General features: G+C 40.7%; 18 protein-coding genes. 3 read left to right on the forward strand and 15 right to left on the reverse strand.

Annotation, left to right across the window (positions count from 1 at the left end; genetic code table 11):
* Window positions 1-46 precede the first annotated feature (46 nt).
* A complete protein-coding gene (locus ACB088_RS09870; RefSeq protein WP_133746411.1) occupies window positions 47-196 on the reverse strand; it encodes a hypothetical protein in 150 nt (49 codons plus the stop codon).
* A gap of 516 nt (window positions 197-712) precedes the next feature.
* Between ACB088_RS09870 and ACB088_RS09875 the strand changes: the two genes are divergently transcribed.
* Window positions 713-865: a hypothetical protein gene (locus tag ACB088_RS09875; protein ID WP_003650910.1), complete on the forward strand. Its 153-nt coding sequence runs from the start codon at window positions 713-715 to the stop codon at window positions 863-865.
* A 76-nt stretch (window positions 866-941) separates the two neighbouring features.
* Here ACB088_RS09875 and ACB088_RS09880 read toward each other — a convergent pair whose 3' ends face one another.
* A complete protein-coding gene (locus ACB088_RS09880) occupies window positions 942-1,166 on the reverse strand; it encodes a hypothetical protein (RefSeq protein ID WP_092705347.1) in 225 nt (74 codons plus the stop codon).
* 281 nt (window positions 1,167-1,447) lie between these two features.
* Here ACB088_RS09880 and ACB088_RS09885 point away from each other — a divergent pair, with 281 nt between their 5' ends.
* Window positions 1,448-1,681 carry a hypothetical protein gene (locus tag ACB088_RS09885; RefSeq protein ID WP_199990904.1) on the forward strand — a complete coding sequence of 78 codons (234 nt, stop codon included), beginning with the start codon at window positions 1,448-1,450 and terminating at the stop codon, window positions 1,679-1,681.
* A gap of 140 nt (window positions 1,682-1,821) precedes the next feature.
* Here the strand turns inward: ACB088_RS09885 and ACB088_RS09890 are convergent, their stop codons facing one another.
* From ACB088_RS09890 to paaA, 13 genes are all read right to left on the reverse strand, one after another.
* Window positions 1,822-2,205 carry a PaaI family thioesterase gene (locus ACB088_RS09890; RefSeq protein WP_375036839.1) on the reverse strand — a complete coding sequence of 128 codons (384 nt, stop codon included), beginning with the start codon at window positions 2,203-2,205 and terminating at the stop codon, window positions 1,822-1,824.
* Between the two features lie 77 nt (window positions 2,206-2,282).
* Window positions 2,283-2,888 (reverse strand): gamma carbonic anhydrase family protein, encoded by a 606-nt coding sequence (locus tag ACB088_RS09895; protein ID WP_375036840.1) that lies wholly within the window; start codon window positions 2,886-2,888, stop codon window positions 2,283-2,285.
* Entirely contained in the window at window positions 2,875-3,840 is a 966-nt protein-coding gene (gene paaX / locus ACB088_RS09900) for a phenylacetic acid degradation operon negative regulatory protein PaaX (RefSeq protein ID WP_000062822.1), read from the reverse strand. The genes ACB088_RS09895 and paaX overlap by 14 nt, the downstream gene beginning before the upstream one ends.
* Window positions 3,841-3,893: 53 nt before the next feature.
* Window positions 3,894-5,183 carry a phenylacetate--CoA ligase PaaK gene (gene paaK, locus ACB088_RS09905; RefSeq protein ID WP_202743826.1) on the reverse strand — a complete coding sequence of 430 codons (1,290 nt, stop codon included), beginning with the start codon at window positions 5,181-5,183 and terminating at the stop codon, window positions 3,894-3,896.
* A gap of 40 nt (window positions 5,184-5,223) precedes the next feature.
* Window positions 5,224-6,432 carry a 3-oxoadipyl-CoA thiolase gene (gene pcaF, locus ACB088_RS09910; protein ID WP_375036841.1) on the reverse strand — a complete coding sequence of 403 codons (1,209 nt, stop codon included), beginning with the start codon at window positions 6,430-6,432 and terminating at the stop codon, window positions 5,224-5,226.
* 12 nt (window positions 6,433-6,444) lie between these two features.
* Window positions 6,445-7,983: a 3-hydroxyacyl-CoA dehydrogenase gene (locus ACB088_RS09915; protein ID WP_375036842.1), complete on the reverse strand. Its 1,539-nt coding sequence runs from the start codon at window positions 7,981-7,983 to the stop codon at window positions 6,445-6,447.
* A gap of 2 nt (window positions 7,984-7,985) precedes the next feature.
* A complete protein-coding gene (gene paaG / locus ACB088_RS09920; RefSeq protein ID WP_375036843.1) occupies window positions 7,986-8,777 on the reverse strand; it encodes a 2-(1,2-epoxy-1,2-dihydrophenyl)acetyl-CoA isomerase PaaG in 792 nt (263 codons plus the stop codon).
* On the reverse strand, window positions 8,777-9,550 hold the full coding sequence (locus ACB088_RS09925) for an enoyl-CoA hydratase-related protein (RefSeq protein WP_375036844.1): 774 nt from the start codon (window positions 9,548-9,550) through the stop codon (window positions 8,777-8,779). Before ACB088_RS09925 ends, paaG begins: the two co-directional genes overlap by 1 nt.
* Window positions 9,551-9,558: 8 nt before the next feature.
* On the reverse strand, window positions 9,559-10,620 hold the full coding sequence (gene paaE / locus ACB088_RS09930) for a 1,2-phenylacetyl-CoA epoxidase subunit PaaE (RefSeq protein WP_375036845.1): 1,062 nt from the start codon (window positions 10,618-10,620) through the stop codon (window positions 9,559-9,561).
* A gap of 23 nt (window positions 10,621-10,643) precedes the next feature.
* A complete protein-coding gene (gene paaD, locus ACB088_RS09935) occupies window positions 10,644-11,144 on the reverse strand; it encodes a 1,2-phenylacetyl-CoA epoxidase subunit PaaD (RefSeq protein ID WP_005047944.1) in 501 nt (166 codons plus the stop codon).
* A gap of 16 nt (window positions 11,145-11,160) precedes the next feature.
* Entirely contained in the window at window positions 11,161-11,916 is a 756-nt protein-coding gene (gene paaC / locus ACB088_RS09940) for a 1,2-phenylacetyl-CoA epoxidase subunit PaaC (RefSeq protein ID WP_375036846.1), read from the reverse strand.
* 12 nt (window positions 11,917-11,928) lie between these two features.
* Window positions 11,929-12,219: a 1,2-phenylacetyl-CoA epoxidase subunit PaaB gene (gene paaB / locus ACB088_RS09945; RefSeq protein ID WP_004642197.1), complete on the reverse strand. Its 291-nt coding sequence runs from the start codon at window positions 12,217-12,219 to the stop codon at window positions 11,929-11,931.
* 32 nt (window positions 12,220-12,251) lie between these two features.
* Complete coding sequence (gene paaA / locus ACB088_RS09950; protein WP_092705336.1) at window positions 12,252-13,190, reverse strand: 1,2-phenylacetyl-CoA epoxidase subunit PaaA; 939 nt, start codon at window positions 13,188-13,190, stop codon at window positions 12,252-12,254.
* A 264-nt stretch (window positions 13,191-13,454) separates the two neighbouring features.
* Between paaA and paaZ the strand changes: the two genes are divergently transcribed.
* A complete protein-coding gene (paaZ, locus tag ACB088_RS09955; protein ID WP_375036847.1) occupies window positions 13,455-15,557 on the forward strand; it encodes a phenylacetic acid degradation bifunctional protein PaaZ in 2,103 nt (700 codons plus the stop codon).
* The last annotated feature ends 40 nt before the right edge of the window (window positions 15,558-15,597 follow it).

Raw genomic sequence — 15,597 nt, forward strand, 5'->3', positions numbered from 1 at the left:
TTCTTTCTACCAACCAATTTTTTAAGAAAAAATATAATTATCTATATTATGATTTTTTCTCATTTTTATCATTTTCATTCAATTTTTCTACATCATTTTGATCAGGAGTTTTAGGCTCAAACTCTTTACCATCTTGTTGTTGCTGTTGTTGCTCTTTTGATTTGTCTTGATCGCTTTTAACTTGGTCCTGAGACATTAGAGTCTCTCCTATTTAATGTTGTGCAGATGATTATCTAACACTTAGTTAACATAGGCCCTTTATCTTTATATAGATACAACGCAAGTGTATCTGAATGTAATACCGTTGTTTATTATCAAAATAATATAGATATTTTAAATCCACCCACCAAATAAATATTTTAAACCTCTATATTTTTTATTATTTTAAATTTTATTAACTTTACTTTCACTTCTCAAATAAAAATTTAACCTATAAAAACAACACCATAAAACTCCCACACTCTTTAATGTAGACATGAATATTACATTTTTATTAACACCATAAATAAAATAAATTTAAAGTATTAATTGATTCCCACCATTAATTTAAATTTCCCCATTCAAATCAATACACAAGATATCTTTTAAAAATTATTTCGATATTAAAATATAGAAAGGAACATATCTCTACATACCACGCCTATAACTACCGCAATGTAACTCAGTTAAAGGTATACGATTAAGCTTCACTACTCTTATTAAGAAGTTTAAAATGTCTGACTTCAAAGACTTTTCAAAAAAAGCAACTCAAAACCAGAATGACTCCGACCCAAAACCAAATGAGGATAAAGTTGAAAAACCTGCGCAGCCATCTGAATCAGAAGATTCTTCACCAATTAAAAATAATGAAGAAAAAAATAAATAAAAAGATTTAACTAATATGAAAGAAGTCCAATATTGGACTTCTTTCATATTATTTCTTATAAATAAATTATTTTAATTTAGGTAACTAAAAATCTCGTATTTAGTATTAATTCAACTCTTTTTTGTGCCTCATACAAGCCAAGCTCTTCACTTACCCAAAATGAATGAAGTTGTCCATCTAAATGAAAATACTCTTTATTATATTGAGAACCATGATCAGAATAATGGTTGTCTACTTTGAAATGAGTTTGATCATCCTTTCTTTTTTGACCATCAAGTATGCCGCCAATACAAATATCCATTTTAATACCAATTATTAATCGAATTTGACTATAACACACATAGACCAGTTGCTCGAAAAAGAGTTGTTACCGGTAATTTTTTCATTATTTATCAGGACATTATGATTTTAGCGTATCTGTTTAAACTTACAGGTAATAAAAAATAAATTGTATGTCTAGAATATTTTAATAAGCAATATCAGTGTTTAATTTTCCAAATTTCACATCATTCCTAAATAACCCTTCTTTGATTAGCTAAATCTCTATATGCTGCAATGCACCACTTACAGAAAATTATTCGAATGGCCGAACAGACCCTACTACAAGAGCTTAACTCGCGTATCGAATATTACTCTACAAGAACGGACTATCCGCTACGCAGAATTTTGATAGGTTACCGAGCATACGCAAAATTGATGTTATGCTCCTCTTTCTCAGATGAGGTCATAAATTCTGCAATTGATCCAAATAAACGCAAATATAAAAAGTTAAAAATTAAAATTACTAAAGATGATAATCAACTTGATCTTGAATGAATCAATCAAAGTGGTTCACCCATTCCTGCTTTTAGACAATTGATGTCATGGGGCTTGAAAGCAAAATTCTAAAATATAAACTTTTCAATTTTCGAAATACTTAGAAAAACGGAGAAAGAAATAAGCCTCATAACCGCATGTTATGGTGCGAGCCTGTAACACGTAGAAGTAAATAAAGCGACTTTATTATTTAAACCGTCTGTTATCACCACTTCATAATGCGCGAATTTTTTACTACTTCCAACTTTGGTTGCCGTTGCAAATAACACCTTATCTTTCGCACCGCTCATATAGCGAATATCAGCCTGTAGGCCAGTATATGGCGCATCCCCTGCATTACAAGCCATCGCAAAAGCAATATCGGCTAAAGAAAATATGACACCACCATGCACGCCGCCCAAAGCATTCATGTGTTCGTCTTTCACATTAAGCTGGCAACGCGCTTCATCAAAACTGCGATGCAGCACTTGAACACCCAATAGCTCTGCGAATTGATCAACCGCAGTGGTTTCCATTTTTTGCACAAACGTCTCCCTACTCGTGCGAGTATTCCTTAAGTTTTATGAACTCATGTGTATTGAAATCGACTTATGAATCGTCGTTAAACACTATCTTGTTTAATCTGATAGTTTGAAGAATTAAAGTCCTTATAGGTCAGGCGATCATCTAGCTCTGAGCTTAAAGGCTGAACTTCTTGCATTGAGTTTAAGCATCGCTGTGCAAGCTCAATGTATTCTTGCGTGCCTCTGGTTTTCCACTTTTTTTCTTGTTCTGATAAATCACGTGCCACCTTGGCAGGACTACCCATTGCCAATACATTTGCCGGAATAATATCTTTGGTTTTAACCAGACTATTTGCACCAATAATGGTGTTTTCACCAATTTCTGCATAGTCCAAAATTACGCTGTTCATGCCGACCAAAACATTTTTTCCAATACGGCAGCCATGCAAAATTGCACCATGCCCAATGTGCCCCATTTCCTCAACTAACGTCACGCTTTGCGGAAAACCATGTACGGTGCAATTATCTTGCACGTTGGCATTTTGTTTAATATGAATACGACCAAAATCGGCACGCAATGAAGCAAATGGCCCCACATAGACACCCGCTTCAATAATGACATCACCAATTAAAACAGCGGTTGGATGTACAAAAGCGTCTGGGCTGACCACCGGAATAACACCGTCAATACTATAACAAGGCATGATTTAACCTCTCATTTGTCGCAACCAAACCTCCGAAACGGCGCCAATAGTGTGCTGTGGCATTTGGCATTGGTCCTTCTGCTGTTGCGGCAACAGACAAGAAGTATTCATCCGCAGGTTCAAATACTTTTTTATAAATGTTCATTGATAAAGTTCGTGCACTAATCGCAGGCCAGTCAGTCGGCAACAACTCAAGCGGCAATGCAGGGTCTTTCAATAAAATCCGTCGATAATAATGAATCAGCAAAGTTCGAATTTGAAAGGCCTGAACTGGTTCGAGTTGTTCATTTTCCTGCATCAGCAGCACGCCAATTTCTCTAAAAATATCGAGAAACTGTAAATATCTTTGACGTAATTCATCGATTGGCCAGTTGGTTCTGAGCATACGTCCAATGGTATCGACCGAATTATTAAAGAGCTGCAAGGTTTCGGCTTTAAACACCACCACTTGCTCACTCATATTTAAGTCAACCAACAACCGTTGCAGTTCAATACGGTTACAGCCCGGATACGCCATTAAGTTGGTTGAAATATTGGCAAACCCCAACCATTCGAGTTCTTTCTTTAACAACGCTTTATTTTCAGTGTCGAGGCTAGACATCAGAATAAGATCCCAATAATGGTCCCACTCTTTCATCTGGTCGTTATAAATGCGTTGCTCGGCTTGCAAATAGGTCGAACGGCTCGAATCGGTAATTCGATAAAAACTGGTTCTGCCGATTTTGTCTGAACATAACCAATCATTTTTAACTAAACGAAAAACAGAGGTTCTTACAGCGCGGTCATTAAAACCAAATAGCTCTAATAACTGAATCAGGCTTGCAAGACTAATGTTTCCACCCCGATGAAGTACTGAATCTCCAAAAATTGTCGAAATAAGCGAAGTTCCACTTAAGGTTTCATTCTTTACAACAGAATCAATTATTTGCTGTATTTTTGCACTCATACTCATGTCTTGGCGTTTAGTTTCAGGGTATAGATTCTATACCCTGAATGATCTTGATGTTAAGCAATCTGACGCATATCGATTACCCGCTTTGCCTTACCTTCCGAACGAGGTAAGGTCGCTTCTGTAACAACTTCTACAGTAACGCTAATCCCAATCATGGTTTTAATGCGTTTCATCAACTCCTGAGCAAGTTGATTGGCCTGTATAGTACAGTTATGACACATCTCTGTACGAATATGCAAAGTATCCATATGTCCTTTTTTAGTCACCAAAATTTCATAATTTGGAACTAAATTCGGAACTTGCAAAATTTGCTCTTCAATTTGAGTCGGGAAAACGTTCACGCCGCGAATAATCAGCATGTCGTCACTACGGCCCACAATTTTATCCATTTTACGCATTGCCAGATTTTCTCCCGCCAGTAAACGGGTCAAATCGCGGGTACGGTAACGAATAATCGGCAAGCCTTCTTTGGTAATGGTCGTAAAGACTAACTCACCAAGTTCGCCATCTTTACAGACTTCACCCGTTTCAGGGTTAATAATTTCTGGGTAGAAATGATCTTCCCAAATGGTTAGCCCTTCACCCTCACCTAAGCACTGCATCGCAACGCCCGGACCCATCACCTCAGACAAGCCATAAATATCGAGTGCTTTAATATTTAAGCGTTCTTCAATTTCACGACGTAGTTCATTGGTCCACGGCTCGGCACCAAAAATACCAACTTTTAAAGACGTATTACGTGCAGTACCAAATTGTTGTTCCAGCTTTTCAATAATACTGACGCAATACGATGGCGTAACCATAATTGCAGTAGGTTTAAAGTCTTGAATGAGCTGAACTTGCTTTTCAGTTTGCCCGCCAGACATTGGAATAACAGTTGCACCTAAACGCTCAGCGCCATAATGGGCACCTAGACCACCGGTAAAGAGTCCATAGCCATAAGCAACCTGAATCATATCTTTAGCAGTTAAACCTGCCATGCGTAAGCAACGCGCAACAATGTCTGACCAAGTGTTAATATCTTTTTGGGTATAACCCACTACTGTCGGTTTACCCGTTGTGCCCGATGATGCGTGTAAACGCACAATTTGCTCTTGCGGTACGGCAAACATTCCAAACGGATAGTTGTCTCTTAAATCCTGTTTGGTGGTAAATGGGAATTTTGCCAGATCGTCTAAAGTGACGAAGTCGTCAGGATGTACACCTGCTTCATCGAACTTTTTCTTATAGACCGGACTATTTTCATAAACAAAAGTCAGGGTTTGTTTTAACCGTTTAGTTTGCAGCTCTCTAAGCTCTGCAAGTGTTAATTGTTCAACATTATCCGTTGTAAGGCTGTCCATCGCCTCTCTCCTCATTATGTAATTTTAAAAACCGTCTGAATTAATTTAAATTTTCCAAAATCAGTGCAACGCCTTGTCCAACACCCACGCACATCGTGCAAAGTGCATAGCGTCCACCTCGTTTTTTTAGCTCACGTGTTGCAGTAATCACTAACCGTGTACCACTCATACCTAACGGATGGCCTAACGCAATTGCACCACCGTTTGGATTAACGCGTTGATCATCATCTTTTAGACCGAGTTCGCGCATACAAGCCAAAGATTGGGCTGCGAATGCTTCATTCAGTTCAATCACATCCATCTGATCTAGCGTTAAACCTGTCTGCTTTAAAATTTTCTGTACCGCCGGAACAGGACCTATACCCATATACTTGGGTTCAACCCCTGCACTTGCAATGCCAATCACGCGTGCTAAAGGTTTTAAACCATGTGTATCTGCAAATTCACGGTTGGTAATTAACACACACGCGGCACCGTCATTTACACCAGAGGCATTTCCGGCAGTCACTGACCCACCTTCTTTTCTAAAAGGTGCTTTAAGTTTAGCGAGTGCTTCAAGTGTCGTTTCACGCGGATGTTCATCGCGGTTAATAACGTTCACATTTTTCTTACGGTCTACAATCTCGACAGGCAAAATCTCGTCAGTAAAAAAACCGTTTTGTTGGGCAGCAGCCGTTTTTTGTTGGCTACGCAATGCAAAAGCATCTTGGTCTTCACGACTAATCTGATATTTTTCAGCTACATTTTCAGCAGTTTCCGGCATGCTGTCGGTGCCGTATTGCGCTTTGAGTTGCTTATTTACAAAGCGCCAGCCAATGGTTGTGTCATAAATTTCAGGTGTACGGCTAAAGGCTTCGGTTGGTTTAGCTTGTACAAATGGCGCACGGCTCATTGACTCAACACCACCTGCCAATACAAACTGCGCTTCACCTGCTTTAATTGAGCGTGCAGCAAGTCCTACCGCATCTAAGCCAGAGGCACATAAACGATTGACGGTCATGGCTGGTACTGCATCAGGTAAGCCTGCCAAGAGTGTTGCCATACGTGCAACGTTACGGTTGTCTTCACCTGCTTGGTTAGCACATCCTAAAAACACTTCATCTACCGTATTCCACGGCAAGTTCGGGTGTTTATCTTTTAAATATTTGATGGGCAATGCAGCTAAATCATCTGCACGCACAGCACTTAAGGCACCTGCATATCGTCCAATTGGGGTACGAATAAAATCGCAAATTAAAACGTCTTCCATGTTGACTCCTGATTATGCAAATTCGGTCATATCACGTGAATATTCAGTAGCAATGTTTTGAGTTTTCGCTACATATTGCTTGAGATAGATACTCGCGCGATATTTTTCCTCTCCATACAGTGCATATAAGTTATTTAAAGTTTGGAGCACATAAGCGCCGCCCATTTGTGTCAACCATTGGTAAGGACCTTTAGGATAATTCACTCCATATTTCATAGCATTATCAATATCTTCCAGACTCGCAACACCATGTAAACTTGCTTCGCATGCTTCATTAATGAGTAAAGCGATGGTACGTAGGGTTAACAGTGCCGGATGGTCTTTAATCCACATGACGCTCATGCCAAATTGCGCAAAGTAAGCTTCAACTTTAGCGAGGTCACTTGCTTCACATAGTTCGTTATGACTGAGTACTAAAGTCTGCGCCTGTTCAAAATCATGATGCCAATCCATTAAAACCACTTTACGGCTTAGGTAATGAATATTGGCTGACTCACCTTGGCTTAAACGCAAGTCAATATCATCAATTTGAAGGATATTGTCGTCACTTGCAGATCCGCTTTTTAAACCTAAACGCGTTAAAAAAGCAGGTAGCTGAGACCAAGCACCTTTGAGCTGAATATGTGCATCGACTGGTTTGGCAATCACAGCTTTAGGCTGAAATGTCTCGTACTGATTTTTTTCGTTATAAGTATAAAAGCCCTGTTTTGACTTACGCCCCCAAGCGCCAGCATCGACTAATTCTTTTTGAATCAGGCTTGGGCGGTAGCGTGGCTCGTAAAAAAATTCTTGATAAACGCTTTGCGTCACTGAAAAGTTAACATCTTGCCCAATGAGGTCGGTAAGTTCACACGGCCCCATCGCAAAACCGCCACATTGCTTTAAGGCATAGTCTAGCTGGTCGTAGCTAGTGACTTGTTCTTGCAGTGCTCTAAAGCCTTCAGCATAAAACGGACGTGCAATTCGGTTCACAATAAAACCGGGAGTCGACTTGGTGAGTACTGGGATTTTTTTCCAGCCGAGCATCAAGTTTTTTAAAGCCAAACATAAGCTGTTTGGGGTTTTTAAACCTTGCACAATTTCAACCAGTTTCATGACTGGCGCAGGGTTAAAAAAGTGTAAACCGACCACACGTTCAGGATGAGCAATGCCAGCCGAAATTGCAGTGACTGAAATTGATGAGGTATTGCTTGCAAAAATGGTTTGCGCACTACAAATTTCAGCGAGTTGTTTAAATAAAGACTGTTTAACTTCTTTTTTCTCAACGACCGCTTCAATGACCAAGTCAGCATCACGTAGCGCTTCAACTTGATTCACCACAGTTAAACGCGCTAAGGCTTCATCAGCTTGCTGTAGCGTTAATTTGTTCTTTTCGACTAGCTTTTTAAAAGTCTGTACCAAGCCTTCAACCGCTTGTTGTGCTTTTTGAGCATCCAGATCATATAAAACGGTCGAGTGCCCATTGACGATCGCTAACTGGGCAATGCCGATGCCCATGGTGCCAGAACCAATGACGGCAATTCGGGCGTGGGATAAGTCTAAATCTGTCATCCTTAGCGCCCTTTAAAATTTGGTTCACGTTTATTCATAAAGGCTTGCACACCTTCACGATAATCTTCCGAGCGTCCAGCAATACGTTGTAAATCACGCTCTAACAGCACTTGCTCATCGAAAGTGTTATTGCTTGATTGATGAATGGCTTTTTTAATAAGAGATAGACCAAATGTAGGCTGTTTCGCTAAACGTTCCGCGAGTTCCGTGACTTTTGTTTTAAGCTCGGCGTCCTCAACCACATCCCAAATCATGCCCCATTCTTTTGCTGTTTCTGCTGGTAGCTTGTCGCCTAACAGAGTCAGCCCCATAGCTCGCGCATGGCCTATGGCGCGTGGTAAAAACCATGTACCCGCAGAGTCTGGAACCAAACCTAAGCGGCAAAATGCTTGTACAAAGTTTGCCGATTTAGCTGCAATCACCAAATCACACGCCAGTGCAATATTTGCTCCTGCACCTGCTGCCACACCATTTACCGCGCAAATGACAGGCTTTGGCATATTTACAATCGTTTTAATGAGCGGGTTATAGTAAGTTTCAATGGAATATCCTAAATCTGGAGCTTCAGCATTTGGGTCTACTACACGATCGCCTAAATCTTGACCTGCGCAAAAGCCTCGGCCTTCGCCACTAATCACAACACAGCGAACATCTGGATTTTTAGTCCACAGGTTTAAAACCTCAGCCACTTCACGGTGCATGTCGACGTTAAAGCTATTCAGTGCTTTTGGGCGGTTAAATGTCAGGTAGCCAACACCATTTTTTTCTTCAGCAATAATATTTTGATAGTCCATCACTCACCTCTAAACACTGGCTTTCTTTTCTCAAAAAAAGCATTAATCCCTTCGTTTCGATCTTTTGTAGCCGCCAGCCAGACAAAGTTTTGACGTTCAAACTTGAGTCCCTGACTTAAAGTCGTTTCATGAATACTTTTAATTGACTGTTTAATCACGCGAATCGCTAAAGGCGCTTGTTTCGCAATTTTGGCTGCAAGTTGAATAGCATATTCAACGGTTAATTCAGTCGGTACAACCTGACTGCAAATAGCATGTTGCTCTGCTTGTTTTGCCGAAATCATCTCACCTGTCATGGCCCAGCGCATGGTGAGTTGTTGCCCAACCAAGCGCGCCAAACGCTGTGTTCCGCCTGCACCCGGCAACATGCCAAGACCAATTTCAGGTAAAGCAAAACGGGCATTTTCACCACAAATCACCATATCTGAATGCAAAACCAACTCAAACCCAGCGCCTAAGGCATAGCCATTGACGGCGGTAATGAGCGGCTTACTAAAAGCATCAATTTTTTGCCAAAGCTTCGGACGAATATCGAGTTGCAAAGTGACAGCGTCCATAGCAGCCAACTCGCTAAGATCTGCCCCAGCCGCAAAACATTGAGCGTTACCCGTTAAAACCACCGCTTTGACTTGAGCATTATGTTCAGCTTCTTCGAGCAACTCGCATAAACATTGCAATGTTGCATTGTTTAAAGCATTTCTTTTTTCTGGACGGTTTAGTGTTAATAACAAAACACCGTCAGCTGCTGTGCTGGCTTTAATCAACTCTTGCATGGCGGCCTCTATTCATCAAAACTCAAACGAACATTTGAACCCTTTGGCAAGGTTTGACAGCTCAGCACATAGCCCTTTTCAACTTCATCTTTTTCAAGACTGTAGTTAAGGAACATGTCGACTTCGCCAGAGACAACTTTACAACGACAAGTCGCACACACCCCACCTTTACAGGCATACGGCAAGTCAGCACCCGCACGTAAAGCCGCATCAAGAATACTTTCATCATCCTGAGCCACAGAAACAATCAGCTCACGACCATCTAAAATGATGTTTACTTTTTCCTCTTTACGGTTTGCATCAGCTTCAGCACTACGTTTACGGGCTTGTCCTGTATGGAAACGTTCAGTGTGAATCTTCTCTGCTGCAATACCATAGTTTGGTAACGTGCTTTCTACAGCATTCATCATTTCGTCTGGACCACAAGCAAACACATGGTCAAAACTCGTTTCAAGCACATCAAAATCAAAAAGCTGTTTTAGCTTTTCTGCATCAATACGACCATTCATCAGTTCACTATCGTTGAACTCACGAGAAAAAATATTGATGAGCTGAAAGCGTTCTTTAAACTGATCTTTCAAATCCATAATTTGCTCGGCAAACATGGTTTGTTTCCATGAACGATTGCCATAAAGCAACGTAAATTTAGCTTCAGGTTGTTCAAACAAAACTTGCTTAACAATCGATAAAATTGGAGTGATCCCACTGCCCGCAGCAACGCCTAAATAGTTTTGCCCACCTGCCTTTGCTGCTTTTTGAAAAAACACGCCTTGTGGTGGCATTACTTCAAGTACATCGCCCACTTTTAAATGGTCATTTGCCCAATGTGAAAATTGACCCTGATCAATTTTTTTAACCGCAATGCTGATGTCTTCTTTTGCTGCATAGCTACAAATTGAATAACAACGGCGGATTTCACCAGCTTCGGTTAAATGGCGAATGGTTAAGTGTTGCCCCGGTTGAAATTGAAATTGTTCTTGTTGTTCAGGTACAACATCAAATGCAATACAAATTGCCTGATCGGTTTGAGGCGTAATACTTTTTACTTTTAATGGTACAAATTGGCTCATGGCTGATTTCCTTATCTAAAGACTTAAATACATTTGAAGTAATCAAAAGGCTCAAGACAGTCCTGACATTTATAAAGTGCTTTACAGGCAGTAGAACTAAACTCTGTTAACAGTCGGGTATGTCGGCTTTTACAACGTGGGCACTCGATACCATCAATCAAATGAACATGCGTACCGCACTGGTGTGCCAACCCTTCAGGTGGCGCAATGCCATAAACTTGCAATTTCTTTTTACCCGCCTCAGACATCCAGTCCGTGGTCCATGCTTCTGATAAATCGACCATCACTTTGACTGGGGTCAACGCTTCTGCGGTAAATGCCTCAACAATTTGTGCTTTCAACATATCTGTTGCTGGGCAACCGCTATATGTTGGCGTTAGACGAACTACAATTTCTTGTTGATCGTTAATGTCTACACCCCGAATCATGCCTAAATCGACAACCGATAAAACCGGAATTTCAGGATCACTTACCGTTTGTAGAACATCCCAACATTGGTCGATGCAATGACGAATCATGTGCATGGCTCACCTCCTTGTCTTACCAGGTCATGCCCGGATAAGTTCTTTGAATACTTTGCATTTCAGCCAACAAATAACCTAAATGCTCGGTATGCAATCCTTGTTTCGCACCGCGGCGATAAGAGCCATTAACAGCAACATTTAATTCAAAGCGCTTAAGCTCATCTGCAATGGTTTGGTTCCATTGTTCTTTTTCATTTGAAAAATCTGGAATCACGCCTTGTGCGACTAATGCTTGTTCGTCTGCATTAAGTTCAAATAACTCAGCGGTAAAGCGCCATAAATTATTTAATCCATCTTGCACACGTTGATGAGCTTCATCTGTGCTTAGACTTAAACGCTCCATCCAGCTAGTCGAAAAACGAATGTGATACTTCACTTCTTTTAAAGATTTCACAGCAAGCGCACTTACTTCTGGCAGCGAACTCTGTGTTAACGCAGTAAATAAATGAAGATGGTAATGGTCTATCAACCACTGGCGTACAATCGTTTGTGCAAAATCACCGTTTGGTTGTTCGCATAACAATAAGTTTAGAAACTCACGTTCTGTACGGAAATACGCAAGTTGATCTTCATCACGCTGAGCTTCATCATATTGCCCAGCCAAAGTCAGAAAGTTTCTTGCCTGACCTAACAAGTCCAAACCGATGTTTGCTAAAGCAATATCAACTTCAAGCTCAGGTGCATGTCCACACCACTCAGCTAAACGCTGAGACAAAACCAGTTGACTATCGCCAATATGTAATAAGAATTTAGATAAAACTGAATGATTCATTTGCCATTCCCCTTACATGTGCTCAATGCCATCTGGAATATGGTAAAAAGTCGGATGACGGTAAACCTTATCTAGAGCAGGATCGAAAAATTCAGCTTTTTCATCTGGCTGTGAAGACTTAATGAGTTCTGAACGAATCACCCAAATGCTAATTCCTTCATTACGACGTGTATAAACATCGCGTGCATGTTGAAGTGCGATTTCATCATCTGGTGCTCTTAAGCTACCCACATGACGGTGGCTTAAACCTTGTTTACTACGTACAAATACTTCGTAGAGTGACCAGTTGTTTTTATCTTCCATTTTGATTTCCTCAAATTTTTCCATAAATCTTGTTAAGCCACTTTGTTCGCTTCAAGCTTCTGTTTTTTCGCGTAGACCACTGCCGCATCACGAACCCATTTGCCGTTTTCCCATGCTTTACGGCGTGCTTCGATACGCTCGTGATTACACGGTCCACGTCCAGCAATCACTTCATTAAATTCGTGCCAGTCAATCTCGCCAAACTCATAGTGACCTGTTTCTTCATTAAGTTTTAAATCTGGATCTGGTACTTCCAAGCCAAGCTGCAACACTTGCGGTACGGTGTTATCGACAAACTTTTGACGTAATTCATCATTACCAAAGCGTTTGACTTTCCACGCCAGACTTTGTGCGCTATTTGGAGAATGCTCATCACTTGGGCCAAACATCATGAGTGCAGGCCACCAATAGCGATTTACCGCATCTTGTGCCATCTGTTTTTGTTCTGGCGTACCGTTTGCCAAAGCCATCATCGCTTCAAAACCTTGGCGTTGGTGGAAACTTTCTTCTTTACAAATACGTACCATTGCACGTGCATATGGCCCATATGAAGTACGGCAAAGTGCAACCTGATTCACAATCGCTGCCCCATCGACAAGCCAGCCAATCGCAGCAACATCTGCCCAAGTCAAAGTTGGATAGTTAAAGATTGATGAGTATTTCATTTTCCCATTAATCAATTTTTCCATCATGTCATCACGGTCAGCACCTAAAGTTTCTGCCGCGCTGTACAGATATAAACCATGACCCGCTTCATCTTGTACTTTCGCCAACAAAACTGCTTTACGTTTTAAAGTTGGCGCACGAGTAATCCAGTTCCCTTCAGGCAACATACCTACAATTTCAGAATGGCCATGTTGCCCGATTTGACGAATCAATGTTTTGCGATAGGCATCGGGCATTTCATCCTTAGCCTCGATCGTAATGTCATTGGCAATATTTTGTTCAAATTTCTGGTAATTGTTTTCCATTCTTTCATTCCCTGTAGGTATCACCCTTAAATCTATTTTTCGATACACCAAAAACAAAGTCAATCTATTTTTTAGTATCAAATTAAATCCACATACCAAAACCACATTAAACAATTGAAATAAATAAATATTAATCAATTGTAAAAAACTTTTTTACTTTTAAAAATCAAAATAAAGTTGACTTTTATACAAATTAATCTGAAATTATGAATCATATTTTTGCAATTTTTATAATTGATGTATCACATAAAAAGGAGTTTGGTCATGCTTGAACAAGCACACCTAGAAGGAACCTCAACTGACACAGATTTTCAGCAGTCTGAGCATCAACTACCTCACCTTGCTTCTTATGTCTATGGAACATGGCATTCGACGAGTGAAGAACTGCGCCCCGTTTTCCATGCCATTACAGGTGAAGCGATTTATGCCGTAAGTAGTCATGGCATTGATATGAAACGTGTTGTTCAATATGCCAAACAAAATGGTTCAGAACTGGCAAACTGGACGTTTCATCAACGCGCTAATGCTTTAAAACAAATTGCCCAATATTTATTGGAACGTAAGGAAGAGTTTTACAAACTTGCTTATGCAACAGGTGCAACTCTTAAAGATGCATGGATTGATATTGAAGGTGGTATCCAGACATTATTTGCTTATTCAAGTCTGGTTCGCCGCGAACTCAATGATGAAAAAATTATTACTGAAGACAGCTGGATTCAATTATCTAAAAATGGAACTTTTGGTGCTAAGCACATTTTAAGTCCTAAAGCGGGTGTTGCAGTTCATATCAATGCTTTTAACTTCCCAATTTGGGGAATGCTTGAAAAGATTGCACCGACTCTACTTGCGGGTGTGCCATGTATTGTTAAACCAGCAACTGACGGTGCCCAATTAACTCAAGCTGTTGTAAAAGCCATTGAAGAAGCACATGTATTACCAAAAGGTTCACTACAACTGATTTGCGGTCAAACTTATGACCTATTAGAGCATTTAGGTCCACAAGACTGTGTCACATTTACGGGTTCTGCATACACAGGCCAAAAACTACGTAACCACCCTCACCTGAATAAATATTCGATTCCGTTTAGTATGGAAGCCGACTCGGTAAACAGCGCAATTTTAAGCTTAGAGGCAAATGAAGAAACAATTGATTTATTTGTGCGTGAAGTCTTCCGTGAAATGACGACAAAAGCAGGCCAAAAATGTACTGCAATTCGTCGTGCTTTCGTTCCTGAAAATTTGTTAGCTGCTGTGCAAGAGAAGCTAACCGCCAAACTTGCTAAAGTTGTGGTGGGTGACCCTCAAAAAGAAGAAACTACCATGGGTGCTTTGGCGAGCATTAAACAAAAACATGACGTCGCAGAAAAAGTTGCTGAACTCAGCAAAGATGCAAAAATTGTTTTTGGTGACAGCACTAGCTTTACATTTAATGCAGATCATCCTGAAAAAGGTGCTTTTTTCGCTCCAACTTTATTGTTATGCGAACAACCTTTGCAAGCGGCACATGTTCATACGACAGAAGCTTTCGGTCCAGTATGTACACTCATGCCATATCAAACCATTGAGGAACTTGCCGACCTCGTTTCACGTGGTGAAGGTAGCTTAGTGGCTTCAGTCGTTAAAAATAACGATGAGAATATCGAACAGATTATTCAAAAAATTGCACCTTGGCATGGACGGGTGCATGTACTAGACGCAGAGTCAGCAAAAGAAAGTACAGGACATGGTTCTCCACTTCCTCATCTCGTACACGGCGGCCCTGGTCGTGCAGGTGGCGGTGAAGAGTTAGGTGGTATTCGCGCCGTTAAACACTATATGCAGCGCACTGCAATTCAAGGTTCTCCAAATAGCTTGACACAAATTACCCACTCGTGGACTGCTGGCTCTAATGTCAACGAAGACCGTGTTCATCCATTTAAAAAGTCGTTTGATGAGTTAGTGATTGGTGAACGTTTATTAACGGCGCGCCGTACAGTAAGCGAAGCAGATATTGTCAATTTTGCTGGTTTAAGTGGTGATTACTTCTATGCACATACGGACAAAATCGCAGCTGCCGATTCTTTCTTTGGTGAGCGCGTCGCACACGGCTATTTCATTGTGTCTGCCGCAGCAGGTTTGTTTGTAGATGCAGCGCAAGGTCCAGTTATTGCCAATTACGGTATGGACAACTTACGCTTTGTTGAACCGGTTAAAATCGGTGACTCAATTCAGGTTGAACTCACCTGTAAACAGAAAACGCCTAAACCACAAAAAGATCCATCTCAGCCTGCTCATGGGGTTGTGGTATGGGATATTAAAGTCAAAAACCAACGTGGTGAACTTGTCGCAACTTACGACATTTTAACTCTAGTTGCTCGTGATTTATAAATAGAACTCAAACTGATGGATAGCCAATTTATCCATCAGT

It is taken from the genome of Acinetobacter sp. RW6, assembly GCF_041956835.1.
In the GTDB taxonomy this organism is placed as follows: Bacteria; Pseudomonadota; Gammaproteobacteria; order Pseudomonadales; family Moraxellaceae; genus Acinetobacter; species Acinetobacter calcoaceticus.

Coding starts and splice junctions, on each gene's coding strand:
- ACB088_RS09875 (WP_003650910.1), top strand. CDS start 713: ATGTCTGACTTCAAAGACTTTTCAAAAAAAGCAACTCAAAACCAGAAT.
- paaX (WP_000062822.1), bottom strand. CDS start 3,840: ATGAGTATGAGTGCAAAAATACAGCAAATAATTGATTCTGTTGTAAAG.
- paaE (WP_375036845.1), bottom strand. CDS start 10,620: ATGAGCCAATTTGTACCATTAAAAGTAAAAAGTATTACGCCTCAAACC.
- ACB088_RS09880 (WP_092705347.1), bottom strand. CDS start 1,166: ATGGATATTTGTATTGGCGGCATACTTGATGGTCAAAAAAGAAAGGAT.
- paaA (WP_092705336.1), bottom strand. CDS start 13,190: ATGGAAAACAATTACCAGAAATTTGAACAAAATATTGCCAATGACATT.
- ACB088_RS09895 (WP_375036840.1), bottom strand. CDS start 2,888: ATGCCTTGTTATAGTATTGACGGTGTTATTCCGGTGGTCAGCCCAGAC.
- ACB088_RS09885 (WP_199990904.1), top strand. CDS start 1,448: ATGGCCGAACAGACCCTACTACAAGAGCTTAACTCGCGTATCGAATAT.
- ACB088_RS09925 (WP_375036844.1), bottom strand. CDS start 9,550: ATGCAAGAGTTGATTAAAGCCAGCACAGCAGCTGACGGTGTTTTGTTA.
- paaD (WP_005047944.1), bottom strand. CDS start 11,144: ATGCACATGATTCGTCATTGCATCGACCAATGTTGGGATGTTCTACAA.
- paaZ (WP_375036847.1), top strand. CDS start 13,455: ATGCTTGAACAAGCACACCTAGAAGGAACCTCAACTGACACAGATTTT.
- paaG (WP_375036843.1), bottom strand. CDS start 8,777: ATGGACTATCAAAATATTATTGCTGAAGAAAAAAATGGTGTTGGCTAC.
- ACB088_RS09915 (WP_375036842.1), bottom strand. CDS start 7,983: ATGACAGATTTAGACTTATCCCACGCCCGAATTGCCGTCATTGGTTCT.
- paaC (WP_375036846.1), bottom strand. CDS start 11,916: ATGAATCATTCAGTTTTATCTAAATTCTTATTACATATTGGCGATAGT.
- paaK (WP_202743826.1), bottom strand. CDS start 5,183: ATGGACAGCCTTACAACGGATAATGTTGAACAATTAACACTTGCAGAG.
- pcaF (WP_375036841.1), bottom strand. CDS start 6,432: ATGGAAGACGTTTTAATTTGCGATTTTATTCGTACCCCAATTGGACGA.
- paaB (WP_004642197.1), bottom strand. CDS start 12,219: ATGGAAGATAAAAACAACTGGTCACTCTACGAAGTATTTGTACGTAGT.
- ACB088_RS09870 (WP_133746411.1), bottom strand. CDS start 196: ATGTCTCAGGACCAAGTTAAAAGCGATCAAGACAAATCAAAAGAGCAA.